Genomic DNA, 26,005 nt, shown 5'->3' on the forward strand with positions numbered 1-26,005 from the left:
ATTTATATACACTTTATTTTACGACAATATCTTCACAGCGTACATTTTATTCTCACTTACCATCAGTATTAATGACATTCCTTATATCTTCCGGTAAGGAACATTCAAACGAAAGTATTTTTCCAGTTAAAGGATGAGAAAATTTAAGGGAATAACAATGCAATGCCTGCCGTTCAATCAGTTGTCTGCTTCCTCCATATAAATCATCCCCCAACAATGGATGGCCTTTGTGAGCCATATGTACTCTTATTTGATGGGTCCTTCCGGTTTGCAGCTTTAATTCTAAAAGTGAAAATGCCTCATACGCTTGAAGTGTGGTATATTCCGTACAGGCGTATTGTCCATCTGCACGAACCTCACGTTTAATAATACTTGAATCCATACGGCCAATGGGCTCCTCCACAATACCCTCTAAAGGTGTAATGACACCCGTTATAAGGGCTTTATACTTTCTTTCAACCGTTCTTACAGACCGCGACAGACTTAATAGATGGTGTATATGCCTATGCTTTGCAATCAAAACCATACCTGATGTATCCCGGTCCAACCTGGTGACAATATGGACAGTTGCCAAATGTCCAATTTGTTCATAATGTCCCATAACTGCATTAGCTAGACTGCCAGTTGGATGCTCTCTTGATGGAATTGTAGACATACCGGCTGGTTTTTGAACGACCAACACATAGTCATCTTCATAGACAACAGCCAACGGAATCTTTTCAGCCTTTAGTTGATCACTTCCCTCTTCTATCGGAAAGACAATCTTAACCTGGTCACCAGTCCTTAGTATGTATCGAACGGTCACTTCTTGCTGATTAACAAATATGTAGCCGCCTTTAAATTTAATATCAGCCAGCGCTGATTTTGATATTTTTTTATCAGCCAAATATTCTCTCAAAACTTTATTGCAATCCTTATTTTCTATTGTCCACTCCATCGTAAATGGCTTCCCCATAGTTACCTTCCTTTTATCATTCATACTTCGTAGTTTTCGTACTTAATACGTTGTTTATTCAGTAAAAAAAGGTGCCCAAAAGGTACTTGCATACTTTTAGGACACCTATTATATCTTTCTTATTCTGTAACAAAAGAATCACGTACTCTTTTCCAGAATGGAAAAGGTCTGAATCGTGCGAATCGGATTCGTTCATCGGCTACTCTGAACTGGATCGATTTCACTTCTTTATGCAAAAGACTTAAATGATCGATCGTAATCTGAAAATCATCGTTTGTTACTGGTTTCATCATACAGGTATGATGTGCCGGCAGTATTAGAGGGGAACCAATTGTACGGAACACTCTATTATTGATAGATGCCATTTCCGTTAATTGTATGGCAGGGATAGATGGATGAATAATGGCTCCGCCAAGCGCTTTATTATAAGCTGTACTTCCGGAAGGAGTAGATACGCACAGACCATCTCCTCTAAATCTTTCAAAGGATTGCCCTCTTATTTCTACATCCATTACAAAAGTACTACTACCCACACTTTTTACCGTTGATTCGTTTAAAGCTAAATATTTGGCTTCTCTGCCACCATGACTGTAACGAACCGTAACCTCCAGTAATGGATATTCCACGGTTTGATAGGGAGTTTTAGCTATAGCATTCGCAAGCTTACCTATCTCTTCTGGCGTCCAGTCAGCATAAAAACCCAGGTGACCTGTATGCACACCCACAAATGCAGTTTTTTCAAGGCGGGAACTATATCTATGAAAAGCATATAATAATGTTCCATCACCGCCGACAGATATAACAACATCTGGTTGATCTTCATCATATATGACACCCAGACTATCGAGTTGATCCTTTACTTGCTCCATGAAATGATTGGATTTGGTATCTCCTTTAGACGTGACTGCATATTTCATCATAATCTCCACCTGTAAAGTGTTATTTCCCCCTCTTCTTAAAGACGTATCGCTGAGCTTCCTGTATTTCCAGTTTAATTTGTGTCATTTCTTCATCCAAATGGAAAGCAGCTTCAGCTAATCTCTCTAAGCGACTACGTAAAATTTCCGGGAATTGTCCGTTATACTTATAATTAAGCGAATGCTCGATTGTAGCCCAAAAATTCATCGCTAGGGTACGAATTTGTATCTCCGCCAATATTTTTTTCTCCCCGTGAATTGTTTGAACCGGGTATTCAATAACAACATGATACGAACGGTATCCACTTGCTTTTTTATTTGTAATATAGTCTCTTTCTTCAATAATCACAAAATCGGTTCTTTGCCTTAATAGCATAACTACATGCTTTATATCATCCACAAATTGGCACATAATCCGAAGGCCTGCTATATCCTGCAATTCCATTTCGAGCTTTTCCTCAGGGATTTGCTTTTGATAAGCCTTATCGAGAATACTTGCGATTGGCTTAACACGTCCAGTAACAAACTCAATTGGTGAATGTTCTTTTTCTAAGTCACATTGAGTTCTTATACCCCTTAATTTAATCTTTAACTCATCAACCGCCTGTTTATAAGGAGCCAAAAATTCATCCCATTTTCTACTCATGGATTCCACCACCTGAAATACTATTCAATATCTTTTACAACGAGCAAGGGAAAACTTCAAAATGATGACTTTTTCATGTATTAAAATTTTTATGTCTATGAATTGTTCACTGAATGTTACCCACTTATAATGAATACGATATGTATTATTATTGCCCTTAAACTGTTCAAAACCATTTTAACATAAAGATTATAGGTATATCTAAGCTTGTTGTTATCAAATCAAAAAGTCATAATGGTTATACATAATTCTATCATGGAGGATGAACATATGAGCGAACAAATCGAAATTGAATTTAAAAATATACTAACAAAAGAGGAATTTAATCACCTAAAAGAACGTTTCAGGATACAAAATGAACAATTTGCAGTTCAAAAAAATCATTATTTTGACACTAAAAACTTTGACCTAAAAAAATATAACTCTGCTTTACGTATACGTGAAAAAAATTTATCTTACGAGATGACACTTAAGCAACCTCTTATAAACCAGAAAGGTCTACTAGAAACGAATTGGGATTTGAATCATATGACGGCCAATAGAATAATAAAAGACGGCGGTATACCTGATAGTAAAATAGCTGATAAGATTAAAGAATTAAATATCGATCCAGAAACCATTCATTATTTTGGTACCCTGACAACAAAACGGGTAGAGGTTCTTTATAAAAGCGGCCTGCTCGTTTTAGATAATAGCTCCTATTTCCAAATTGAGGATTATGAGGTAGAATTTGAAGTAACTAACTATGAACAAGGAAAAAAAGAATTTGATCAACTATTAAGAGAAGCCAATATTCCAAAGCGGCCAACAAAAAATAAAGTACAACGCTTTTACAATCAAATGATTTTAAACTGACTGAGGAGTGAACGTAAGTGAATGTAGGAGACTTAAATACAATGATTCAGCTTCAAGCCCTGGGATCTCTAAGATCAACTCATACTCAACCTGCATCTCAAATACCGTCTTCTGATAATTCTTTTCAGAATTTGCTGAATGAGGCACTTACATCGGCCAGCAACCCAACCAGTAATAATACTGAAACTAGTAATGGCTTAGGTACCTTGGCCACCTTACTTAATAAAAGCTTACTTTCTACTTCACCAGAGCTTGTTAATCCTTTCCCTGTTTCCAATCAGCCAACTAATAAAACAGGGAATACGGAACAGCCTAGTGGCTACGATGACATTATTAAGGCAGCTGCCAATCAATATCATGTTCCTGAAAAACTAATCAGAGCAGTGATTCAGCAGGAAAGCGGTTATGATTCCAATGCCATCAGTTCTGCCGGAGCATCTGGCTTAATGCAGCTGATGCCTGCGACAGCTTCTTCCCTTGGTGTTACCAATATCATGGACCCCTATGATAATATTATGGGCGGAACGAAATATCTCCAATCTATGCTCACAAAATATAACGGGGATATTGAACTGACCTTAGCATCTTATAATGCAGGTCCAGGAAATGTTGATAAATATGGCGGAGTCCCGCCATTTAAAGAGACACAAAATTATGTAAATAAAGTCATGTCCTCCTATTACGCATAGTCGAAAGAACAACCAAAGCTGTTCATCTAAATGGACAGCTTTTTGTTCACACTCAGAAATTTTATATACACATCCAAAATATAATTGAAACAAGCAAATTCCCCTAAAAACTTACAACTATTATACAACCACACCATTTTCATAAATTAAAAAAACAGGTAAAAAAGCAGGATATTGGTAAATTTAGGTCCTACTTGTTAAAATTATTCTTATCAACTCATGGAGGGAGAATAATGTATGGAAGAACATCCAACTCCATATGATGCATTCGGGAAAGAGCGGCTATCTGAATTAATAGATGCATTCTATGATCTTGTGGGTTCTCATCCACTGCTGGCTCCTATATTTCCACATGACCTAACAGAAACAGCTCGTAAACAAAAACAATTTCTAACTCAATTTCTGGGAGGACCACCACTATATACCGAAGAGCATGGCCATCCAATGTTAAGAGCCAGACATCTCGATTTTGAAGTTACACCTCTGCGTGCCAAAGCCTGGCTGAGCTGTATGGAGATGGCTATGGATACCATCGAACTAGAATCTCCCTTAAGAGAGTATCTATTTAACAGACTTACCTTAACAGCTGAGCATATGATAAATACGAAAGATTCCCAGCAAAAAGGTGATTTTTATGAATAAACCTAATTCTTCTATTCCAAAATGGCCAGATTGGCTTTCTGCACATCAATTTTTTAAACCATTAGAAAAACCATTAGAAATTTATATATTTATAGATCCTACTTGTTCAGCCTGCTTTGAGTTAGACCGAATTATAAAAAGATTGAAATTGGAATTTGGACACTACTTTTCTTTAAAATATGTATTTAGTAAAAAAATAGGACTGAATAACTCAAAGACTAAAGCGCAACATAAAAATTCATCCCCTCTATCAGGCCCAATCAGAACAGGGATTTCCTGCGATGAAAATATTTGGATCAGCAATCCTGAAAACTCTTTATACATCACCCCTATTGCGATTAAAGCGGCTGAATTACAAGGAAAAAAAGCCGGTTATCGTTTTTTCAAAAAGATTCAGGAGGCTTTATTTCTTGATCAAAAGAGTGTATCAAATTGGCACACATTATTAGCCTGCGCTCGTAAAGCCCATCTTGACTGTGATGAATTCTTGCGTGATATCCAATCAGAAAGGGCTATAAAGGCTTTTCAATGCGATTTAAAGATCTCTTTGGAAATGGATGTAACTGATTTGCCAAGCTTGGTCTTTTTTAATCAAAAGATGGAAGATGAAGGGATAAAGGTATCAGGAACCTATCCTTATGAAGTTTATGTTCAAATACTTGAGGAAATGTTGGGTTTTCCACCTAAAGCACAGTCACTTCCTCCTATAGAGGATTGCATTAAGGATTTCCAAATTATTAACACGAACGAAATTACCTTCATTTATCAAATGGATAAACAGGACGTTGAAAGAGAAATGAAAAAATTACTTTTGAAGCGCACTGTTGAGAGGGTATCATCCTCCAATACTACGTATTGGAGATATGCAGAAAATTAATTATACTCGCTATTATCATTAATATTATTCTACAATATTTTATGCATAAATAAGAAGAAGACTCTGTAATCGGACAGAGTCTTCTTCTTCATACGAACAAAGGGGATGGGAGAAATTTTTCACGGTCAAACAAAGGGGTAAATGTTTGCTAGTGATCAACTTCACAATAGTAATATAACAAAACTTGAACACATATGCAAGTACTTTGTTCATTTATTCACATTTCTGTCATTTTCTCTGCATACTCCCGCTATCCTCACCATATTTTATAGAAAATAATACTTTTACTTCTATTTTATTAAAGGGTGATCTCAATGAAAAAATTTTATATTGGCGGCTTAATTGTACTGATTTTATTTGCCTTATTTCTGCAATTACTTGGTATTATGCGCATAATACCTCTCTACGTATCATCACCCATATTATTTCTTTCTTTTTTTATCTCACTTTCCAGTATGGGTTATCAAAAGAAATTCAAGGGATTTAAAAGACATTGATCAGACCAACTTTTGGCCAACATGAAAGAGATTGCAACTTATCTCTTACTAATGAGACCTCAAAATATAACTACTAGGGCTGGCAAATACGTACCCAACCTAACAGCAGATTTTCTACGCTCTGCTGTCTTTTTATATTTCGATAAATCTTTGCTGTCTCGACCTGTCTTCATTCCTACTTTTACATAATAAAAGCACAGACCTTAAACTCGGTCTGTGCTATATAAGTTAGTCTATTTCTTATTTATTTAATAAAGCTTCCATCTCATTCAATTTTTCTTCAAAGACTTTACAAGCTTCTTCAACTGGTTGCGACGAAGTCATGTCTACACCAGCTTTTTTAAGAACCTCAATTGGGAAGTCACTTGAACCTGCTTTTAAGAAATCAATATAGCGCTCAACAGCCGGTTGTCCTTCTTCTAATATCTGTTTACTTAATGCAGCTGCTGCACTGAATCCTGTCGCGTATTGGTAGACATAATAATTATAGTAGAAATGAGGAATTCTAGACCACTCCAAGCCAATCTCCTCATCAATGACAATATCATTACCAAAATATTTTTTATTCAATTCATAATATTTCTGAGTAAGACTATCTGCTGTCAGAGCTTCTCCATCCTGTGCCATCTTATGAATGATATGTTCAAATTCAGCAAACATCGTCTGACGGAATACGGTCCCTCTAAAGCCTTCAAGATAATGATTTAATAAATAGATCTTTTTATTCTCATCATCAATCGTTTTAAGCAAATAATCATTTAATAACGCTTCATTTGTAGTAGAGGCTACCTCAGCTACAAAGATTGAATAATTACCATATGGGTATGGTTGATTCTTGCGTGTGTAATAGCTATGCACAGAATGGCCAAACTCATGTGCCAGTGTGAATAAGTTATTCACATTATCCTGCCAGTTCATTAAAATATATGGATTAGTTCCATATGAACCCGAGGAGTATGCACCACTTCGTTTACCGCGATTTTCCTGAACATCCACCCAACGATTATCAAATCCTTCTTTTAATACATTAATGTACTCTTCACCCAGAGGCTCAAGTCCTTTTAACACATATTCTTTGGCCTCATCATATGGAATATCCATTTTCACATCTTTTACTAATGGTGTATATAAATCATACATATGCAGTTCATCCACACCCAATAGCTTCTTACGCAATTTTACATAACGATGTAATAAATGCAGGTTGTTGTGAATGGAATTGATTAAGTTTTCATAGACACTTTCCGGAATATTATTATTGCTTAACGCAGAATGTCTGGCAGAATCATAATGACGTACTTTTGCATAGAAATTATCTTTCTTTACCGTTCCGGATAAAGTACTCGCAAATGTATTGCGGTATTGTCCATACGTCTTATACATCGCTTTAAAGGCTTCCTCACGAACTCTGCGATCGCTGCTTTCAAGAAATCTGCTGTACCGTCCATGAGTCAGTTCAACCTCTTCTCCGTTTTCATCTTTAACAGTAGGAAAACGAAGATCAGCGTTATTTAACATGCCGAACGTATTGGAGGCAGTCCCCATAACTTCTGATGCCTGGGCCAATAAGGCTTCTGCTTCAGCTGAAAGAACGTGAGGCCTTTGCAGATTAATCTCTTTTAAAGATTGCTCATACAGGGAAAGTTCCTTTTTATCTTGCATAAATTGATTGATCTTTTCTTCATCAATCGCCAATATCTCAGGTAAAATATAGGAAAAAGCACTGGCGGCCTGCGAATATAGATTCCGTGCCCGATCGTCCATTCCTTGATAAAATGTATTACCGGTGTCCTGGTCGTATCTCATATGAGAATATGTATACAAGCGTCCAAGTCTTTCAGTAATCATATCCTGGAATTGCAACGCCTGCCATAAAGTATCAGCACTATCTCCCAATTTCCCTCTATATTGATCTCCTTTTGGCAATTCCGCCAGAATTTCCTTGAATTCCTTTTCCCATGCTTCATCACTTGGGAAAATATCCTCCAGTCTCCACGTATCTTCGACTGGTATGTCTTTTCTTTCAGGTAATTGTTTTACTTCTGCAGTCATGCAGTTCCCTCCAATCATTTACTTCTTACATAATTGTTCTTCATAATACCTTTAATTCCCTTCAAAAAAATCGAATAACCTTAATTTGATGATCTCATTAAGATTATCAGCTAAAGTGAACTCTTCTCTTATTATATAATGATTTGTACTTATCTTTTCCAAATACTCTATTTTTCTGAGAAAATTAAGATATTCTTTTAATGCAGCGAAAATATTCTGATTCATTAAAGGACATTTATTTATAATAATATCTTTATTCTTTATTCTTTCCAAAAATCTACTATGAATCCATCTCTCACTTATTGATCCACGCAATCTGAACTCATTCATTAAATCTATATAGATGAATCCTTGCCAGGTAAAGGCCGGCACCCTGTACATGCAGCCACTTAACAAAGGAATTCCTACAAACTCAGGTACATTATAAGGAGATACCCCTGATTGATAAAATTCTTTCATCAACTTACTAGTTAAACCTTTGTACCGTATTTCATTATGTAGTAGCAAATTACGTTTTTTAAACCACTCGTTTAGATATGAAATTTCTTTTACGGGAGGGGATACAATATTTTTCAGGGTCAGGATATCCGTTAAACATATACTTACCATTTGTCCAAAATGCTGTTCTATTGAAGCAGGTATAATATTTACGAGTGCCATTATAGAATTAGGGTGCTTAGGGTCATGAAAGAGGAGAAAAGCGGAAGAAGATTTGTTGAGGGCAGATTTAAGGGTAGAGTTTAATTTCCACAGATACTGGCTCTTTCGTTTAATGAAATGTTTGTGGAAAATCCAGATGGGAACAATATCAGCATTTATATACCCTAGTGTCCTTTTTAAAAATATTTCCTCATGAATAGGCGAACATTGATATTCAATCGCATAAGCCTGGTTTTGATTCCTCACATAAATATCAGGCCTTTGTTTTATTTTAGCTAAGTATTTTTCCAGTTCGACATCCATTTTACAGCTTACTAACCATCGGTATAAATTATGTTTCCCCGATAGATGATCTGCCGTCTCAGATTCAGCTGCTGCTTGGCAAGTCTCTTTGGAGTGATGAGCAAAATGTGGAATCGTACGTGGACCTGAACGGTGGATTACTCGATTGAGGCACGCAGGACAGCGGTACTCTTCCACATGCTTATTTATAATATTCTTTGCATGGATTTGCTTGTTATCTTTATTAATAGCAACCAGCATGTACAGTCTCCTTTCGGTGTCATATACATACCTTTATTCTCGATTACTATCCATAACCCTTCGTGCTAATGAAAATCTATTTGTCAATCTGATGAACACACCCCCTGATTGATTCAAAAATTACAGCATTGGGGATAACAATCTTGATAATGATTCCAACATTCTCATGCCAAAATTACGTTCCTTAAAGATGTCTATATGCAGCTCATTAGAAACCAATAAATCATGTAAATAATCATTAACCAATGTTTGTACACTTTCAGTTTTATAGAGAAAAGCATTTACTTCAAAATTTAAATGGAAGCTTCTCATATCCATATTCGAAGTACCTATAGAGGCAAGCTCACTATCAACTATGATGATTTTTGAATGCATGAATCCTTCTCGATATTCATAAACTTTCACTCCTGCTTCCAACAAATCCGGATAATAGGATCTGGAAGCATGGAATACAATTCTTTTATCTGGATTGCTTGGCACTAATAATCGAACATCTACGCCGCTTAATGCAGCAATTTTTAAAGCAGAAAATATATCTTCATCCGGGATAAAATAGGGAGAAGCGATCCATACTGACTTTTTTGCTGAAACGATCATAGAAAAGAAGATATTTTTAATAATGCTGTGTTCATTATCCGGCCCCCCCGCAATAATTTGCACTCCTCCATGCCTTTTTTCACCATCTGTTTGCATGGGTGCCAGATACTCATCTGTCAAAAAGCTATGATTGGTCATGTAATACCAATCCTGCATAAAAATTAATTGCAAACTGCGGACGCCTTCTCCATTTAACATCAAATGAGTATCACGCCAAAATCCATAGTTTTCATCTTTGCCCAGGTATTCATCTCCGATATTTAATCCGCCAACAAATCCAATATTACCATCAACCACAACGATTTTACGATGATTTCTAAAGTTGAATTTATTATTTAAAAAGGGCAGCCTTACAGGGCCAAATGCTACTACCTCGATCCCCCATTTTCTCATTTCATTCAGATATTTACCGGAAAGAGTCCATGAACCAACAGCATCATAGAGAAATCGTACTTTCACACCGTTTTTTGCTTTATTAATCAATATGTCTTTAATTTCATTCCCCAATGTATCGTGGCGTACAATATAATACTCTATATGTATGTGATCTTTAGCTTGCATTAATGCTTCTTTAATGGCATTAAACGTTTCTCTTCCATTTGTAAGGACTCTGGTTTCAGTAGATAAAGAGATTGGTGTGTTTCCAATTTGTTCAGCAAGATTGAATAATTGCTTATAATCCTGATTTTCATCAGCAATCTCCAGTAATTTTTTTTCTTTTTCTCCGGTTATATCCATATACTTTTGCTTATCTAAAAAATATTTCTTTTTAAAGATTTTTTCTTTCCTAAAATTTCTTCCGAATAACAGATAAAAGAAAAAACCTACTACAGGGAATGCTCCTAACACAATCAACCATGTAACCGTCTGTGTAGGATGTCGATTTTCCATAAAAATAACAAATGCAATGAAAAAAACAGATAAAGTAAACAGTATACTTCCATAATGAATATAATTTCCATTGTAATTTTCCCCATATACCAAACCAATTACTCCTAAAATTGCGATAAACAAAAGAACATTAATAAAATTCTTCATAATCCCCACCTATCCATTTCCTAGCAAAACTTCCATTATCTATACCCCATAATTGATCTATTGACTCAAATACCTTATCGGCATTATCCATTATTACCAAAAAATGTTCTCTTTGTGTAAGGGTTCATAAAAACGAACCTACAAAAAAGCCGACTTCCTTCAGGAAATCAGCCTTCAATGAATGTAAACTATGCAAAGTATTGACTTACAGTTGAGATTACATCATTAGGTATAATCACTTTGCCATATTCTTCGAGCCTATGAATCGTTACCACAGACTCATCTGCATATTCAAGTAAAATTGATAGCATATTATCAATTTCCTCTTCTGCAAAATCTCCGTCCGGGAATTCAACATACAAATAATATATATTTTCAAAGGAGAACAGTTTAGTCATAACTCCTTGGATTCCATTTGTTTTACTTAACGCAATGACATCTTCAAAGTCTTTGAATGAAAGGACAAACTCCAATGTCTCATCCTCTGCTATTTGCTCTTCTATCGCGTGATTAGTTTGAAAATGCTCTTCAAGCATGGATTCAATTTTCACATCAACAGAATTGGCGGGATCATCAATTGGCAAATCGAATTTATGACCATCCTTGGATAAATGGGCTCTAGTGACTAAAATCTCCAACCCTTTTTCAAGAGCTTGAATCTGAATCCAAAGTGGGCCTTCGACAGTAAAATCCTCTTCTTCATGCACTTCATCCATCATTTCCCAGAAAAGTTCCTCACTTCGATCACGATTATACCAGATTTCTTCTCGATCGAAGCCTCGCTTTTCAATATCTCCATATGAAATGTAGAATTTTACAGTATTCTCATTAATGCGTTCGATTTCCATGATTCACTCTCTCCCTTCTGGTTTGAGGTAATTGAAGGGATATACCCCCAAACTAGGTTGTTATATCTTTTCCCTGTTTTAAAAATTGTTAATCATGGATGTACTATTTATAAAGCAGGTGGTAGTTTTATTTTATGACAAATAAAGAATAGTGGGAAACAAAAAGCCTATATTTCATAAAATAATTATGTCTAATAATTTAAGATACACTAAAAAACCCCTTGCTGTCCAGGCAGGGGGTTTATTAATCGTTTATTAATCATTAAAAACTAATTGACTAAGCGCTGTGCTTCCCGTAGTTGAAATGTTCTTACTTTACGAGGTAAAAATCGTCTGATTTCATCTTCATTATAACCAACTTGCAGACGTTTCTCATCAATGATAATTGGTCTTCTTAATAAGCCGGGATTTTGTTGGATGATATTAAACAATTCCTGTAATGGTAAATTATCAAGATTTACATTTAACTTCTGAAAAGTTTTTGAGCGTGTTGATATGATTTCATCGGTACCATCCTCAGTCATACGTAAGATCTCTTTGATTTCATCTAGACTTAATGATTCAGAAAAAATATTTCGTTCTTTATATGGAATATCATGTTCTTCTAACCATGCTTTTGCTTTTCTACATGACGTACAGCTAGGTGATGTGTAAAGTGTAACCATTCCCTGTCACTCTCCCTATTCTTAAAGTTCCCTTATCCCGATTAAGCTATATATTTAACATTTTACAATGCTTTATGTTACGACTTAAATTATAATAATTATAATTAAGAAATATATAAATTATTATACATGATAAATTCTGGAATGTGTAGAGATTTTTTAGAAAATGTTTCCGTATTTACTAAATATTAAAGTCACTATCCTATAAATGAAATAAATGTTATATTAATCCATTCTTTTGTTCTATATCATTTGACCTATACCTGTACAATCCTATATAATCTACTATTTATATACCCGAGAGCAAAGCTGTTAAACCTCTTAAAAAAAAGAAAAACAAGTTGAAAATTAAAAATTCAACTTGTAATTCCTTTTAAAATATCTGATTTATCTTCCTTTATTTTCAGTGCTTTCTCAGTTGGTCTATATTTACCGCCATATAATTCTTCATCTTTATACGTATGCAATTCACTATACACTTCCTGCATTGCTCTTAATACTTCTTGATCCATAACGGCATCTGGTTCCGGACTCCAATATAATAGTTCTAATTCCACATCTTCATTTGTGGCAAGAGAATTTTTGATGTAGGAGACAGTGTTTGCATGCTTAAATCCTTCCCGTTTATAGAAACGTAGTCTTCTCTCTGAATCTTCTTCTGTCTCATCTGCAGGCTCTACCTCTAAAAATATTAGTTTACCCTTCGATTTCAATTTCTCCAAAACCTTTTTGCCTGTTCCATTCCCTCTGGAATTACTCATTACATATAAATAATCTACAAAGATAAAATTCTCTCTTTCTGCATATAATAGAATATGACTTTTTCCTTCATCAAGGAAATAATCCTTTTTGCCGTGATTTAGCAGCATGTTAATATGTTCTTCTGATTTCATTTCCTCTTGCGGAAAATATTCACATAATTTTTGATACCAACTCATACGATGCATCTTCTCCTTGTCTATCTATTTCTGTATCCCTTTCACGGGAAGCGTTCTTTTGCTGTCTCTTTTAATCTACTATATCGAACACTAAGCTTCTCTTGGATCATTCAAATGAGTCTATCATCTTTATGAGGGGAAACTCTCAATTAATATAATGAATTAAAATAATACGAATAAAATCAACAATCAAGGTACATTTTCCCTTTTTCGACACTTATTAATCTATTACAATAGAATTGTAAAGAACTTTACACTCATGAAATACTGGAAGGAGAATCAAAATGAGCGAATATATCACAGATTTTATTTTAGTGGCCTGTTTGATTATTGGTCTGACCGCTTTTATGGGTCCCTTAACAAACGGTATCGGAAATATGATTTTCGGAAGGCGTCAACGTTCTAAATACGTAATCCAATCCAGCCGTTCCACAGCCGGTTTTAAGAAGGTTGGAGGTAAAGGAAACAAAGAAGGCAAACACTAACATTACTTTTTTATGAGAAAAATATCATATTGTCCTCAATTTCGCTACGCATTCACTAAAAGCTATATCGGTATTACAAAGTGATCTAAAAACTGTATTATCCGGATAATGAATTATTCAAGTACTTTATCTAAATATTAAAAAGCTATTTCTTCTATCCATTAAATAGCTATTCATCTTCAGACATCACTCACTTAATCTCTCAATATTAAATCGCAAAACAGAGATAGATTCTCTAACGCTTACTCTCATCATTGCTTGTCTATTTCCTATAAATGCAATTAAAAAGAATTGGCTTTTGATGTGACCCTCTAATGTTTCTTAGCCAAGAGATCCTATCCTATATTTCCATCGTGATACTCTTTCACAATCATAAGCAGCTTATATTCCTCACTATATTTAGCCATAAAAAACTGCACCCAATTGTAAGATGTGTCTAACAATTGGGTGCAGTACATTTTTGGCCAATTCTTTTTATCTGTATGAATTTGATTTATTGCTTATAATTAACTCCGGATGTATAGCGGTTTCCTGCGTTCCATAATAAAAATTCATTGATTCCTTCCTCATTCAAGGCTCGAATTTGATCCTCTACTTCTTGCTTTCCGTATGTCTTATAATTTCCGTTCCCTAACCACGGAGCTGTAAAATCCTGTATCCAAGGTCTTGAAATGGGCGGATTCTCTAAACTGCTTAATTTTTTATTTTCGAGTTTTGCATATTCTTTTACAAGCTTATATGGCTCTAAATCAGGTTTTGATATTCCAAAGTACGATGTCCAGTGACTTGGATAAATCATAGAGGAAATGACATCAACATGCTCAGATATCTTTGAAAAGTTTTGTCCAATACCTGGTGCCTCTGGTAGAGTCGCAGAATAACCAAAGATATCAACAGATACTTTTACTCCATATGGCTCCAATTCACTCTTAGCATACTCTACAAAGTCCGTAACAGCATTTACACGGTGCTGTACATTGTCTACCGCTTTATCTCCATAATTACCCACTGAATATTTCAATTCTTTATCGCGCGTCTCAAATCCTTCTGGGAAGCGAACGTAATCAAACTGAATTTCTTGGAACCCCATTTCAGCTGCTTCTTTCGCAATTTCTACATTATAGTCCCAGACTTCTTTCACAAATGGGTTAACAAATGATTCCCCTCTGCCATTTTTCCATACTTCTTTTCCGTCCATGAAGGACCATTCAGGTTTTTTATTTGCCAAATAGCTATCCTTAAATACCGTTATTCTCGCGATAGGATATATCTCTCTTTTTTCCATATCCTTCAATAATTTTTCCGGATCCTTAATTAAGTTCACTCCGGCCTTTGCATAAGGTTTAGAGGCATCTGGTTTATAAGTTAAATTGCCGCGGTCATCTTTAATATCTATAACCATGGCATTTAAATCAGTAGAGTCTACTAATTTTGCCAGCTCATTATACTTACTGCCACCTGCAGAATTACCTGTTACATAAATGCCGCGAACTGCATCCGGATATGTAAATGAAAAATTTGATTTCTTCATAAACCGGTTCATTCCATCAGGAAGTTCTTTATTTTCCAGAACAATTTTCTGTCCGCTATGCAAACTAAACTCTTTTTGAGGTGTAGCAGCATAAGCTACTTCTGAATAAAGCGCTCCAATTAATAGAATGGACAAAAACACTGTCATTTTTTTTACCATTTTCATTCCCCACATCACTCCTTCGTATCAATATCATTATACCTCCAATTACTATGAAAAAACCTCTCATTTCACTTTACTTCCTAATATAAACCAAAAAGGTTATCCATTAAGGATAACCTTTTTGTTAGCATTCCAATAAAATTCATAATTCATTAACCGGAACTTATTTAATATAAAATTTCTTATATTGCTCTAGTTCCTTTAATGAACATAACACATGATGTCCTGGAGCCACTTCACGCATTTCTAACTCTTCATTCTCAGTATAATTATGAACTTCTGGATTATAAGCTTTTCTTCTGCGCGTACGCTCACTTTCAGGATCCGGAAGCGGAATAGCAGAGAGCAGAGATTGGGTATATGGGTGCATTGGATTTTTATATAAATCTTCACTATCTGCTACCTCAACCAATTTACCATAATACATAACACCAATACGATCACTGATGTATTTAACCATAGACAAATCATGAGCGATGAACAGATAAGTTAATCCCTTTTCTTTTTGAAGCTTTCTTAAAAGATTAACAACCTGAGCCTGAATGGATACATCCAATGCTGAAATTGGCTCATCAGCAATAATAAATTCAGGATCCACTGCAAGAGCACGGGCAATTCCAATCCTTTGACGCTGTCCACCAGAGAATTCATGCGGATAACGATTCGCATGCTCACGGTTAAGCCCAACCGTTTCGAGAAGATCATATACACGTTTCATGCGTTCTTCTTTATTTTTCGCTAATCCGTGTATATCAATCCCTTCCGCAATAATATCCGCTACAGTCATACGAGGATTTAATGAAGCATAAGGATCCTGGAAGATCATTTGCATGCCACGGTTAAATCCCTTTAGCTCTTTACCTGATTTTTTGCCGTGAACGTTTTTTCCTTTAAAAAGGACTTCTCCACCACTCAAATCATAAAGACGGATAATGGATCTCCCTGTTGTTGATTTACCACAACCTGATTCTCCCACAAGACCAAAGGTCTCACCTTTATAAATATCAAATGATACTCCGTCTACAGCTTTAACCATATTAGGTTTATCGACATTAAAATATTGTTTAAGTCCTTTGACTTCGATAATTTTTTCTTTCGTAGCCATATTAATTAACCCCTCCTACTTGTACAGGTTTCTCGAAATTGGAGGCCATATGGCGAATACGCTGTTGGACAAGCTCCGGCGGCGTCACTTTTGGTGCATCCGGATGCAGGAGCCAAGTTTTTGCAAAATGAGTATCTGAGATCTGGAACATTGGCGGCTCCTGATCATAATCAATTGCCAACGCATATGGATTCCTTGGTGCAAATGGGCAGCCCTTCGGCGGATTAATTAAGTCCGGAGGAGTACCAGGAATAGCTATTAATTCCACATCACCGCTATTGTCTAAGCTCGGCATAGAGGATAAAAGGCCCCATGTGTATGGATGGCGCGGATCATAGAATATTTCATCCACAGTTCCTGTCTCAACAATTTGACCTCCATACATAACTGCTACACGGTCTGCCACATTTGCAACAACGCCCAAATCATGTGTAATAAAAATAATGGACGTATCAATTTTATTTTGTAAATCCTTCATTAATTCAAGTATTTGGGCCTGAATAGTCACATCAAGGGCTGTTGTTGGTTCATCAGCAATCAATACTTTTGGATTGCAAGAAAGCGCAATCGCTACCACAACACGCTGCCTCATTCCACCTGAAAATTGGTGAGGATATTGATTCATCCTAATTTCAGGCTGAGCGATTCCTACCAGTCTTAAAAGCTCAATTGCTCTTTCACGAGCAGTGGCTTTGCTTAAATTTTGGTGCTTGATTAAGCCCTCCATTATTTGCTTTCCGACTTTCATCGTTGGGTTTAAAGATGTCATCGGATCCTGGAAAATCATTGACATTTCTTTACCGCGGATATGCTGCATTTCTTTTTCAGTCATTTTTACAAGGTCACGGTTATCTCCAAAAAGAATCTGCCCCTCTTTTATACGCCCTGGAGGGTTGGGAATTAATCTCATTAACGCCTTTGTTGTTACAGATTTTCCGGAACCGGATTCTCCAACAATAGCCAGTGTTTCCCCTTTAAACAGGTCAAAACTAACTCCACGTACAGCTTTAACCTCACCACCATAGGTATCGAAGGAGACATGTAAATTTTTAACCTCAAGTAATTTTTCCATTAGTATTCTCCTTCCCTACTATTTCCGCATTTTTGGATCAAGTGCATCACGAAGACCATCAGCCAGTAAGTTAAAACTTAAGATTAAGATACTAATAGCCAAGGATGGAATGATCAATAAATATGGATATGATTTTAAATATCTAAAACCGTCATTTACCAATGAACCTAAAGATGCTTCGGGTGCAGCGATTCCTAAACCGATAAAACTTAAGAATGCTTCAGTGAAAATGGCACTCGGAATTGTAAACATGGATGTAACAATAATAGGTCCTAATACGTTTGGCAGTAGATGTCTGAAAATTAAGCTTCTATTTGAAGCACCAAGAGTTTTCGATGCTAATACATACTCTTGATCCCTTAATTTCAAAAATTGTCCCCGTACCATCCGGGCCATTCCAATCCAGCCGGTTATAACCATAGCGAGTGTAATCGAAAGCACTCCGGGTTTTTCAAAAATCAGAATCATTAAAATAACAACTATTAGGTATGGAATACCAACAAGAACTTCAATAATACGCTGCATGACAGCATCTATTCGACCTCCAAAAAATCCTGAGATTCCACCATAGGTAATGCCAATGAAGAATTCAATCACGGCTGCCAAAATAGCAATGTATAAGGAAATTCGTGCACCGTACCAAACCCTTGTCCATTGGTCACGTCCAAGATCGTCCGTGCCAAACCAATGATATTTATCTCCAATGCCATTTTTCTCATAGACATTAACACCATTCTTATCTGTACCATCGAATGGAAGCCAACTGATGCTTTCTAATCCTTGTACACGAGGAGGCAGTTTAGAATTCGTTATATCTTGCTGCTTATATGTGTATCCGGACATCATCGGACCAAAAGTGGCTAGTAAGATGAAAATAATAACCATGACAAGTCCGAAAAGCGCCCCTTTATTTTTAACTAAACGTCTCCATGCATCATGCCAAAATGTCAGGCTGGGACGATCGATTTTTTCTGATTCATGAGTTTCTGGTCCGACTACCTTAAACAAATCGGGAGAAATCTTTTCGTTTTTTAGATTATTTTCCATTATTTTTTCCCCCCAGCAAGGCGGATACGAGGATCAACAATTCCATACATGATGTCCACCAAGAAAATTACAATAATAAATAAAGCACTGTAGAAAATTGTGGTACCCATAATGGTCGGGTAATCATTCATATTAATAGAGTTAACAAATTGCTCCCCTAATCCAGGAATTGCAAAGATTCTTTCAATTATTAATGTTCCTGTCATAATATTGACAGCCATTGGTCCAAGAATCGTAATAATAGGAATCAATGCATTTCTGATACCATGCTTAAATACTACACCTGTGTTTGATATACCCTTTGCCTTTGCAAGAGTAATATAATCGGATCCCATAACCTCCAGCATTTCAGATCTCATAAAACGCGCGATACTAGCAATAACCCCTGCTGAAAGTGCCAATGTTGGCAAAATCGTATATTCGAATCCATCCCAGAAAGCAACCGGGAAGATTTCAAACTTAACAGCAAAGAAATACTGTAAAAATGCAGCAAAAACGAAGGAAGGAATCGAAACACCCAGGACAGCAATAACAGTGGCACCATAATCTATCCATGTGTTATGACGCAGTGCAGCAGCTATTCCTAGCATTAGGCCAACAATTGTTCCAAAAATTAAAGCCTGCAAACCTAAATGGGCAGAACTTGGTATACGTGTAGCTATTAATTCAGTAACAGGTCTGTTGTCATATTGAAAGGAAGTACCTAAGTCCCCTTTAACTAAGTTTGTCATATATATGACATACTGCTTTGGTACCGGGTCATTCAATCCGTATTTTTCATAAATAATCTCTTTTTGTTCAGCAGTTAGCTTTTCCTGATTTTTCAGCGGGGATCCCGGCAGCATTTTCATCAAGAAAAAGGTAGCAGTTGTAATAACAAATAAGGTAATAATCATGTAGAGAATCCGTTGTAATGTATATCGCAGCATTAATAGCCCCCCTTTTTCATTTTACTAAAATTATTTATTATTCTGAATTTTATCCTATAACTAGGGAAAAGGAGAGTACATGCCATTTCAGGCATACACTCTCCCATTCAGGCACACGAGCTATTATTCCTCGATTGATACCCACTTGTAGCTGTAATCCCCACCAAATGCGTGGTTGTATAGGTTTTTAACTTTATCTTTCATTAAGAAGGAAAGTCCTCGTTGGTAAAGTGGGCTGATCGCCGCATCTTGTTCAATTAGAATTTTCTCTGCTTTTTGAAGAGCTTCCCAACGTTTTGGCAGATCACTCAATAGAGTAGTTCCAGCTTCTTTAACCAATTTGTCATACTCAGGATTGCTATACTCCATTTGGTTATGAGCTCCGCCTGTTATGAACATATCGATGAAAGTCATTGGATCTTGATAATCTGGACCCCAACCCGCATAAGAGAAGTCATAATCACCTTTAGATTCTAGATCAAGTTTTTGTTTGAATGGTTGTTGTTTAAGGTCAACTGTAAGACCTGGAAGAGCAGTTTCAAGTTGTTCTTTGATATACTCACCAGTTTTCTTAGCAGAGTCACCATCATAGTTTAGCAATTCAAGCGTAACTTTTGACTCGCCAAGTTCTTTCAAACCTTGTTCCCAAAGTTTTTTAGCTTCCTCTTTATTCGTAACGTTCATATCGCCATTAGTATCACGGAAGTCCTTACCATCCGGACCTTTAACAAAGTCACTTGGTACTAAGTAGTACGCAGGCACAGATCCATTGTTTAAGATTGTATCAACAAAAGCTTTTTTGTCATATGCCATATCAATTGCCTTACGGATATTAACATTTGCTAATGTTTTGTTCTTTTGGTTAAAACGGATGAAGTATACAGAAGTATCTTTTTCCGTACCGAATTCTTCGCTATCTTTGTAGTTATCAACGTTTTCAGCAGTCAAACCTACACGATCAATTTTTCCAGTATCATATAAGTTTACGGCTGTATTTGTATCTTTTACGATTTTAAAATTAATTTTTTCTAGTTTTACAGTATCTTTATCCCAGTATTGATCATTTTTAGATAATGTGAAGCTTTCTTCATGTTTCCACTCAGATAAAGTGAATGGTCCATTGTATAGTGTTGTATCTGCTTCAAGACCAAATTTTTCGCCCTGTGCTTCAACAAACTTTTGATTTTGTGGCATAAATGTTCCGAAAGAAAGAAGAGATTGGAAATATGGGATAGCATTTTTTAATTTAATTTCAATAGTATAATCATCAGTTGCTTTAGCACCTAATTCTTCTAATTTCTTTTTACCAGAATTGATTTCTTCAGCATTCTCAATTACATACAACATGTATGCATATTCTGCAGCAGTTTTTGGATTTAAAGCTCTTTGCCAAGCATAAACGAAATCATGAGCTGTTACAGGATCGCCATTTGACCATTTTGCATCTTGGCGAAGTTTAATCGTGAAAGTTTTACCATCTTCACTTACTGTTGGATCGCCCTCAGCAACACCAGGAACAACTTTATCTCCCTCAGTTAGACGGTATAAACCTTCCATAGTATTGTTCATGACGTTGAAAGAAACAGAGTCAGTTGCTTTTACAGTGTCCATAGACGGTATTTCAGAAGTTTCTACCAAGTTAAGAACTTGTTCTACCTCTTTCTTGCCATTGCCCTTTTCTTTGCTGTTTGTTTCTTTGTCTCCGCCGGAACAAGCTGCCAAGAATGTGCTTAAAGCAAGAATCATTACGAGAAATAATGAGATTTTTTTTGCTTTCATACTAGTAAATGACCTCCCTATTCTTTTTTTATCTCTTCCAAAATTTTCAGAAGATTTCGTTACCAATCATAAAACGTTTCAGAATTTTTTGCAATCTTTTTTTTACATTTTGTTTACGAACTTATGTCATTTAAAAGACAATAACCAACAAAAACCCTTGATATAACAGGAATGGGTAAAATATCCTATTAAATAAAAATAATTTTATTTTTTCTGAAAATTTAACTAAAAGCAATGTAACACTAAAAAATTGAAACGTTATGAATATAATAAAATTTTTAGAATAAACTTTCAACTTTAAAAATAAAAAAAATTAATATAATATTTAAATACATCAAAAAAACCATATAAATCGGAGGAAAGACATGCGATCTTTACAAGCAAAATTTTTACTATTAAGTGGTCTTGGCCTTATGATTTCTATTATCTATTCATTTTTACAAAATCATTTTTTGCTTGCCTTTATTGATGCATACTTCTTGATTGGCCTAGTCTATGTATGTGCCGGTGCAATTTTATACGTTATTGGTGGAGGCTTTTTCTCAATCTTCTCCTACTCCTTTAAGAAATTTTGGAAAATAAATTCAAAAAAAGAAGAATACCTTTCGGAACTTGAAGGTGAATCCGATCAACAAGGCCCAAATATGGAGGTACTTACCTTCTCCTGGACCAGTCCGTTACTTTATTCAGGAATCTTTTCCTGTGTCTTTACATTTATTTGTTCAATAATTTTCTTTGGATAGTTGCAATTTACAGCCGGTTTAAGTAGAATATCATTACTTAATATTTATTAAAGGCTATGACAAAGAGTAGTAAGGTAGTACAAGGTTTTCAGAGAGTTTGTGGTCGCTGTGAACAAACAACCAAGTATACCCGAATGGACTTTTAAGCCTCCTGTAGGAAAAGGTGCAGTATGACAGGACGTATGCCCGCGTTACAGGGCACGAATATCTTTATGGATATTCCTGAGTGGTTTATGTTCTTAAATGTAAACAATTAGGGTGGTACCGCGAATCCCATTCGTCCCTTTTAATAGTGGAGGCGAATGGGATTTTTTATATTGAAAGGAGAATGATGATGAGTATTATATTTTCTGGCATACAGCCAACCGGTCTCGTGACCCTTGGTAATTATATTGGAGCGTTAAGACAATTTGTTGAACTGCAAAATGACGCCCATTGTTATTTTTGCATTGTCGATGAACACGCTATTACGGTTCCGCAGGATCGGCTTGAATTAAGAAAGAACATTAGAAATCTGGCAGCCCTTTATCTAGCGGTTGGCATTGATCCTGAGAAAGCAACGATTTTTATACAGTCTGAGGTTCCTGCTCATACAGAAGCCGGATGGATTATGCAATGTAATACTTCTATCGGCGAACTTGAACGGATGACTCAATATAAAGACAAATCAAAATCCCAGGTCTCAGTTTCAGCCGGTCTTCTTACTTACCCTCCATTAATGGCTGCTGATATCCTTTTATATCAAACGAGCCTTGTTCCGGTTGGCGATGATCAGAAACAGCATGTTGAGTTGACCCGCGATATCGCTGAGCGCTTTAACAAGAAATACGGAGAGGTCTTTACGATTCCTGACATCCAGCTTCCTGCTTCAGGAGCGCGTATCATGGCTTTACAGGATCCAACAAAAAAAATGAGTAAATCCGATCCAAATAAAAAATCGACGATCTCTTTATTGGATGATTTAAAACAGGTAGAAAAAAAGATCAAGAGCGCTGTTACAGATTCTGAAGGAATCGTGAAATTTGATAAGGAAAATAAACCAGGCATATCAAACCTTTTATCTATTCATTCTGCGCTTAGCGGAGAAAGCATTGAATCCATTGAAAAACGATTCGAAGGTAAAGGGTATGGAGACTTTAAAGCGGAAGTAGCTCAAGTTGTCGTTGACACCCTTCGGCCAATCCAGGAACGTCATCAGGAATTATTAAACTCTCCAGAGTTAGATGAAATCCTTGATAAAGGTGCACTTGAGGCAAATAAAGCGGCTAATAAAACATTACGAAAAATGAAAAATGCAGTTGGATTGGGCCGTAAAAGAAGATAAAATAAACTGCATTAAAAACAGAAGGTAGCCTGATGGCTACCTTCTGTTTTGGTATCTAAGCAGGGGGATTTTGCAAATTGGCTGGATTAATCATAATAACGGCTGGATTTATGATGCGTTTGGCTCTATTTCTCTCTCATTCGGCTGGATTTTTCTTTCATTTGGCTGGATTCTGCTCACTCGACTGGATTTTCCGCTCACTAAGCAGGATTACCTTACATAATGGCTGAATATCTGACTGTTGCTCCTCGCGGGCCAACAGGATGTTGGTCATGAAGACGTTGCCACAGGACGTGGCGTATTTAGTCTTCGTTCCTTAATTGAGCTGTTTCAGCTTTTTATTCAATCCAGCTTCAACAGCTAGAAGCTCAGGACATAAGCATGACCTCTACAGGAGGGGAAAGCACCTCCTTCCGAGTCCCTGTCTTATGCTCCTCGCGGGCCAACAGGATGTTGGTCATGAAGACGTTGCCACAGGACGTGGCGTATTTTGTCTTCGTTCCTTAATTGAGCTGTTTCAGCTTTTTATTCAATCTAGCTTCAGGGCCTAACCGCTCGAGGTCATAAGGGTAGCTGCTGCGGGAGAGGAAAGCGCTCTCCCTTCGCACCTCCTCTTATGCTTGTCGCGGCTGACCAAGGCCCTTCAGCCTTTTAAGTAAAAAAGATCGACGATCCATTAGAGCATGGATGGTCGATCTCCTACTTCCATTTCCCAAAGCTTTTCAAAAAATGGTTGTCCTTTTATTAGTCGTTCGCATAACATGGCGTGTTTCTCTGTCCAGCCTATCTTCATTTCTGAATATAGCTTGTCCCAAATTTCATCGAAATCCATTTTTACAACAGTTGAATAGTGCTCCGGTGCCCATTCCGTATACCAATAGCGAATTTCGGCCGTATTGCTTGAACTTTTTAGTTGATCAAGTACCATGAACAGGAGTTGCTTTAGTTGACGTTCCCTTCTCGTTAACCCAAGCATAAAAGCCGGAGAGGGAGAAAGAATATGGTACTCTTTCTTCTTATAATCGGCAACCATTGTCTCGTAATCATATGGATGAGCATCAACATTACGGACCATATCATAGGCCAATTGCTCTTGCCTGGGTATTAATCTGCTCTTACGGATAGGGGTGGTATATCCTATCGTATCAATGGCAATGATACCAGTCCCATCTGTAGCAACAAAACAATAATCCATCGGAATTCTCTCATGATTCTTTCGAACATATGCCTTTTTGTATACATCTTGAAGAAGAGTGGAAGGCAATTCTAATAAATCATTTTCAATGTAATGAAAAAGAACTGGCTCCACTTTCAAAAGCGGAACCTGGTCAAGTAATTCAACCGTATCCTCTTTCCTCCACTCGTGAAAGCTGCAAATGTTATAACTGTTTTCTTCTCCTTCAAACCAATTTACCCAAACATCATGGAGATACAACATTCCCGAATATCCCTCACTTCTATCCTATTTGTCAATCATTATAGGCAAGTTGCTTGTATAATATTCCTTAATTGAGTGGCAAATTAATTTTCCTTAGCTTTTGGATAATCCTTTTAGAAATTTATCTGCAGATAGATCAATCATTTCCTTCGTTGTCAGCGAGTGAAGTTCTGCATAATCTTTAACCAGCTTATAACCTACCGCATACCCAGCCATTTTCGGCACGGTTCCGTGCCCAAACAACAACTTATCATGTAGCGGTTCAGACCTCTTCAATTCAAAATTCGGTTTAAATTCATTTTTAATCAGATTCTCTAAATCTGTTTTTTTCTCACTTGTAGTCCAGGGAGCTAAATAAGCTTCATTACAATATTCTGATACCGCAAATTCTGCAAGGCCTTCCATAATAATAGAGTCAGCCAGCCTATATTTAACCCGATTTCCTAAATGGTTCAATCTAGTCGTATGATGATACTCATGGACAAATAACGCTTCAAGCTCTTTTTCGTTCACGTTCTCTGTAATAAACAAAAATAGTTTATCCACATAAGCAATACCAGACTTATGTTTATTGGGTGAGCGAAATAGGCTAAACACTTCACTCGCCATCGGGAATAGAAATATAGGTATTTCGGGTCCATTCCACGCTTTTCTATATTTTTTGTAATGATGCGCGACCCTGTTCCATACCTTACGTGTCTTCATCTCCTGGAATGTCTTTTTTGTTTTATAATTGGGCCTGTATAATCCTATTCTATTCAAAGCTTCAATCAAAACCTGTTCTCTCATATTCACCGTATCTAAAATATGTTCTTCAATTTGGTCACGATTATAAAAGGACTCATCTAACCATTTATCCGTGCCGATAACTCCCATTCCATTCACCCATCTTTGTTTATATTTGAATAGAGCATTATATGATAGGACATATAAATGGGAATCAATTAGGTAACGATAAAAAATAGCCCCTA

At 36.4% G+C, this 26,005-nt stretch carries 26 protein-coding genes and 1 other annotated feature; of the genes, 9 read left to right on the forward strand and 17 right to left on the reverse strand.

Going from position 1 to position 26,005, the window contains the following annotated elements; all coding sequences use genetic code 11:
* Positions 1–52 precede the first annotated feature (52 nt).
* From AC4G3K_RS08835 to yjbM, 3 genes are all read right to left on the reverse strand, one after another.
* A complete protein-coding gene (locus AC4G3K_RS08835; RefSeq protein WP_491133088.1) occupies positions 53–955 on the reverse strand; it encodes an RluA family pseudouridine synthase in 903 nt (300 codons plus the stop codon).
* Between the two features lie 119 nt (positions 956–1,074).
* Entirely contained in the window at positions 1,075–1,872 is a 798-nt protein-coding gene (locus tag AC4G3K_RS08840; RefSeq protein ID WP_491077174.1) for an NAD kinase, read from the reverse strand.
* Positions 1,873–1,894: 22 nt separating this feature from the next.
* Positions 1,895–2,518, reverse strand: coding sequence for a GTP diphosphokinase (yjbM, locus tag AC4G3K_RS08845; RefSeq protein ID WP_491076546.1), 624 nt, complete (start codon positions 2,516–2,518; stop codon positions 1,895–1,897).
* A gap of 270 nt (positions 2,519–2,788) precedes the next feature.
* On the opposite strand from yjbM, the gene AC4G3K_RS08850 reads away from it, so the two are divergent.
* The 5 genes from AC4G3K_RS08850 (at position 2,789) to AC4G3K_RS08870 (ending at position 6,078) form a co-directional block, all read left to right on the forward strand.
* Positions 2,789–3,373 carry a CYTH domain-containing protein gene (locus tag AC4G3K_RS08850; protein WP_491076545.1) on the forward strand — a complete coding sequence of 195 codons (585 nt, stop codon included), beginning with the start codon at positions 2,789–2,791 and terminating at the stop codon, positions 3,371–3,373.
* Positions 3,374–3,390: 17 nt separating this feature from the next.
* Positions 3,391–4,062, forward strand: a complete 672-nt coding sequence (locus tag AC4G3K_RS08855) for a lytic transglycosylase domain-containing protein (protein ID WP_491133090.1) — start codon at positions 3,391–3,393, stop codon at positions 4,060–4,062.
* A 237-nt stretch (positions 4,063–4,299) separates the two neighbouring features.
* Positions 4,300–4,704: a globin domain-containing protein gene (locus tag AC4G3K_RS08860; RefSeq protein ID WP_491076543.1), complete on the forward strand. Its 405-nt coding sequence runs from the start codon at positions 4,300–4,302 to the stop codon at positions 4,702–4,704.
* Positions 4,697–5,581, forward strand: coding sequence for a ClpXP adapter SpxH family protein (locus tag AC4G3K_RS08865; protein ID WP_491077173.1), 885 nt, complete (start codon positions 4,697–4,699; stop codon positions 5,579–5,581). The genes AC4G3K_RS08860 and AC4G3K_RS08865 overlap by 8 nt, the downstream gene beginning before the upstream one ends.
* Positions 5,582–5,895: 314 nt before the next feature.
* Positions 5,896–6,078, forward strand: coding sequence for a hypothetical protein (locus AC4G3K_RS08870; protein ID WP_491076542.1), 183 nt, complete (start codon positions 5,896–5,898; stop codon positions 6,076–6,078).
* 240 nt (positions 6,079–6,318) lie between these two features.
* Here AC4G3K_RS08870 and pepF read toward each other — a convergent pair whose 3' ends face one another.
* From pepF to AC4G3K_RS08900, 6 genes are all read right to left on the reverse strand, one after another.
* Positions 6,319–8,130, reverse strand: a complete 1,812-nt coding sequence (gene pepF, locus AC4G3K_RS08875) for an oligoendopeptidase F (RefSeq protein ID WP_491076541.1) — start codon at positions 8,128–8,130, stop codon at positions 6,319–6,321.
* A gap of 51 nt (positions 8,131–8,181) precedes the next feature.
* Entirely contained in the window at positions 8,182–9,333 is a 1,152-nt protein-coding gene (locus AC4G3K_RS08880) for a competence protein CoiA (RefSeq protein WP_491133092.1), read from the reverse strand.
* A 120-nt stretch (positions 9,334–9,453) separates the two neighbouring features.
* Entirely contained in the window at positions 9,454–10,968 is a 1,515-nt protein-coding gene (gene cls, locus AC4G3K_RS08885) for a cardiolipin synthase (RefSeq protein ID WP_491076539.1), read from the reverse strand.
* Positions 10,969–11,156: 188 nt separating this feature from the next.
* Positions 11,157–11,816 (reverse strand): adaptor protein MecA, encoded by a 660-nt coding sequence (gene mecA / locus AC4G3K_RS08890; protein WP_491076538.1) that lies wholly within the window; start codon positions 11,814–11,816, stop codon positions 11,157–11,159.
* Between the two features lie 269 nt (positions 11,817–12,085).
* Entirely contained in the window at positions 12,086–12,481 is a 396-nt protein-coding gene (gene spxA / locus AC4G3K_RS08895) for a transcriptional regulator SpxA (protein WP_066101447.1), read from the reverse strand.
* A 356-nt stretch (positions 12,482–12,837) separates the two neighbouring features.
* Positions 12,838–13,419, reverse strand: a complete 582-nt coding sequence (locus AC4G3K_RS08900) for an N-acetyltransferase (protein ID WP_491133093.1) — start codon at positions 13,417–13,419, stop codon at positions 12,838–12,840.
* A gap of 284 nt (positions 13,420–13,703) precedes the next feature.
* Here AC4G3K_RS08900 and AC4G3K_RS08905 point away from each other — a divergent pair, with 284 nt between their 5' ends.
* Complete coding sequence (locus AC4G3K_RS08905; protein WP_491133094.1) at positions 13,704–13,904, forward strand: hypothetical protein; 201 nt, start codon at positions 13,704–13,706, stop codon at positions 13,902–13,904.
* 493 nt (positions 13,905–14,397) lie between these two features.
* Here AC4G3K_RS08905 and AC4G3K_RS08910 read toward each other — a convergent pair whose 3' ends face one another.
* From AC4G3K_RS08910 to AC4G3K_RS08935, 6 genes are all read right to left on the reverse strand, one after another.
* A complete protein-coding gene (locus AC4G3K_RS08910; protein ID WP_491133252.1) occupies positions 14,398–15,582 on the reverse strand; it encodes a putative glycoside hydrolase in 1,185 nt (394 codons plus the stop codon).
* 178 nt (positions 15,583–15,760) lie between these two features.
* Complete coding sequence (locus AC4G3K_RS08915) at positions 15,761–16,702, reverse strand: ABC transporter ATP-binding protein (RefSeq protein WP_491076535.1); 942 nt, start codon at positions 16,700–16,702, stop codon at positions 15,761–15,763.
* Between the two features lies 1 nt (position 16,703).
* On the reverse strand, positions 16,704–17,774 hold the full coding sequence (locus AC4G3K_RS08920; protein ID WP_491076534.1) for an ABC transporter ATP-binding protein: 1,071 nt from the start codon (positions 17,772–17,774) through the stop codon (positions 16,704–16,706).
* Between the two features lie 18 nt (positions 17,775–17,792).
* Positions 17,793–18,821, reverse strand: coding sequence for an oligopeptide ABC transporter permease (opp3C, locus tag AC4G3K_RS08925; protein WP_491133095.1), 1,029 nt, complete (start codon positions 18,819–18,821; stop codon positions 17,793–17,795).
* Positions 18,821–19,750, reverse strand: a complete 930-nt coding sequence (gene opp3b / locus AC4G3K_RS08930) for an oligopeptide ABC transporter permease (protein ID WP_491076532.1) — start codon at positions 19,748–19,750, stop codon at positions 18,821–18,823. Before opp3b ends, opp3C begins: the two co-directional genes overlap by 1 nt.
* 123 nt (positions 19,751–19,873) lie before the next feature.
* Positions 19,874–21,529 carry a peptide ABC transporter substrate-binding protein gene (locus AC4G3K_RS08935; protein ID WP_491076531.1) on the reverse strand — a complete coding sequence of 552 codons (1,656 nt, stop codon included), beginning with the start codon at positions 21,527–21,529 and terminating at the stop codon, positions 19,874–19,876.
* A gap of 365 nt (positions 21,530–21,894) precedes the next feature.
* Here AC4G3K_RS08935 and AC4G3K_RS08940 point away from each other — a divergent pair, with 365 nt between their 5' ends.
* From AC4G3K_RS08940 to AC4G3K_RS08950, 3 genes are all read left to right on the forward strand, one after another.
* Complete coding sequence (locus AC4G3K_RS08940) at positions 21,895–22,272, forward strand: DUF3899 domain-containing protein (RefSeq protein ID WP_491076530.1); 378 nt, start codon at positions 21,895–21,897, stop codon at positions 22,270–22,272.
* 47 nt (positions 22,273–22,319) lie between these two features.
* Positions 22,320–22,560, forward strand: a binding site (T-box leader).
* A gap of 46 nt (positions 22,561–22,606) precedes the next feature.
* Positions 22,607–23,596: a tryptophan--tRNA ligase gene (gene trpS, locus AC4G3K_RS08945; protein ID WP_491133096.1), complete on the forward strand. Its 990-nt coding sequence runs from the start codon at positions 22,607–22,609 to the stop codon at positions 23,594–23,596.
* Positions 23,597–23,673: 77 nt separating this feature from the next.
* Positions 23,674–23,826: a hypothetical protein gene (locus tag AC4G3K_RS08950; protein ID WP_491133097.1), complete on the forward strand. Its 153-nt coding sequence runs from the start codon at positions 23,674–23,676 to the stop codon at positions 23,824–23,826.
* Positions 23,827–24,272: 446 nt separating this feature from the next.
* Here the strand turns inward: AC4G3K_RS08950 and AC4G3K_RS08955 are convergent, their stop codons facing one another.
* Together AC4G3K_RS08955 and AC4G3K_RS08960 are read right to left on the reverse strand one after the other, a co-directional pair.
* Positions 24,273–25,034: a YjbA family protein gene (locus tag AC4G3K_RS08955; protein ID WP_491076528.1), complete on the reverse strand. Its 762-nt coding sequence runs from the start codon at positions 25,032–25,034 to the stop codon at positions 24,273–24,275.
* Between the two features lie 93 nt (positions 25,035–25,127).
* Positions 25,128–25,910: a DUF2268 domain-containing putative Zn-dependent protease gene (locus AC4G3K_RS08960; RefSeq protein ID WP_491133098.1), complete on the reverse strand. Its 783-nt coding sequence runs from the start codon at positions 25,908–25,910 to the stop codon at positions 25,128–25,130.
* Between the last annotated feature and the right edge of the window lie 95 nt (positions 25,911–26,005).

This window comes from Bacillus sp. z26 (assembly GCF_058313635.1).

Bases quoted from the DNA above. Each gene is read 5' to 3' on its own strand.
- AC4G3K_RS08850 (WP_491076545.1), top strand. From the start codon at position 2,789: ATGAGCGAACAAATCGAAATTGAATTTAAAAATATACTAACAAAAGAG.
- trpS (WP_491133096.1), top strand. From the start codon at position 22,607: ATGAGTATTATATTTTCTGGCATACAGCCAACCGGTCTCGTGACCCTT.
- AC4G3K_RS08915 (WP_491076535.1), bottom strand. From the start codon at position 16,702: ATGGCTACGAAAGAAAAAATTATCGAAGTCAAAGGACTTAAACAATAT.
- AC4G3K_RS08880 (WP_491133092.1), bottom strand. From the start codon at position 9,333: ATGCTGGTTGCTATTAATAAAGATAACAAGCAAATCCATGCAAAGAAT.
- AC4G3K_RS08870 (WP_491076542.1), top strand. From the start codon at position 5,896: ATGAAAAAATTTTATATTGGCGGCTTAATTGTACTGATTTTATTTGCC.
- cls (WP_491076539.1), bottom strand. From the start codon at position 10,968: ATGAAGAATTTTATTAATGTTCTTTTGTTTATCGCAATTTTAGGAGTA.
- AC4G3K_RS08955 (WP_491076528.1), bottom strand. From the start codon at position 25,034: ATGTTGTATCTCCATGATGTTTGGGTAAATTGGTTTGAAGGAGAAGAA.
- AC4G3K_RS08920 (WP_491076534.1), bottom strand. From the start codon at position 17,774: ATGGAAAAATTACTTGAGGTTAAAAATTTACATGTCTCCTTCGATACC.
- AC4G3K_RS08865 (WP_491077173.1), top strand. From the start codon at position 4,697: ATGAATAAACCTAATTCTTCTATTCCAAAATGGCCAGATTGGCTTTCT.
- opp3b (WP_491076532.1), bottom strand. From the start codon at position 19,750: ATGCTGCGATATACATTACAACGGATTCTCTACATGATTATTACCTTA.
- AC4G3K_RS08900 (WP_491133093.1), bottom strand. From the start codon at position 13,419: ATGAGTTGGTATCAAAAATTATGTGAATATTTTCCGCAAGAGGAAATG.
- AC4G3K_RS08960 (WP_491133098.1), bottom strand. From the start codon at position 25,910: ATGGGAGTTATCGGCACGGATAAATGGTTAGATGAGTCCTTTTATAAT.
- AC4G3K_RS08935 (WP_491076531.1), bottom strand. From the start codon at position 21,529: ATGAAAGCAAAAAAAATCTCATTATTTCTCGTAATGATTCTTGCTTTA.
- AC4G3K_RS08905 (WP_491133094.1), top strand. From the start codon at position 13,704: ATGAGCGAATATATCACAGATTTTATTTTAGTGGCCTGTTTGATTATT.
- yjbM (WP_491076546.1), bottom strand. From the start codon at position 2,518: ATGAGTAGAAAATGGGATGAATTTTTGGCTCCTTATAAACAGGCGGTT.
- opp3C (WP_491133095.1), bottom strand. From the start codon at position 18,821: ATGGAAAATAATCTAAAAAACGAAAAGATTTCTCCCGATTTGTTTAAG.
- AC4G3K_RS08910 (WP_491133252.1), bottom strand. From the start codon at position 15,582: ATGACAGTGTTTTTGTCCATTCTATTAATTGGAGCGCTTTATTCAGAA.
- spxA (WP_066101447.1), bottom strand. From the start codon at position 12,481: ATGGTTACACTTTACACATCACCTAGCTGTACGTCATGTAGAAAAGCA.
- AC4G3K_RS08940 (WP_491076530.1), top strand. From the start codon at position 21,895: ATGCGATCTTTACAAGCAAAATTTTTACTATTAAGTGGTCTTGGCCTT.
- mecA (WP_491076538.1), bottom strand. From the start codon at position 11,816: ATGGAAATCGAACGCATTAATGAGAATACTGTAAAATTCTACATTTCA.
- AC4G3K_RS08860 (WP_491076543.1), top strand. From the start codon at position 4,300: ATGGAAGAACATCCAACTCCATATGATGCATTCGGGAAAGAGCGGCTA.
- pepF (WP_491076541.1), bottom strand. From the start codon at position 8,130: ATGACTGCAGAAGTAAAACAATTACCTGAAAGAAAAGACATACCAGTC.
- AC4G3K_RS08835 (WP_491133088.1), bottom strand. From the start codon at position 955: ATGGGGAAGCCATTTACGATGGAGTGGACAATAGAAAATAAGGATTGC.
- AC4G3K_RS08840 (WP_491077174.1), bottom strand. From the start codon at position 1,872: ATGAAATATGCAGTCACGTCTAAAGGAGATACCAAATCCAATCATTTC.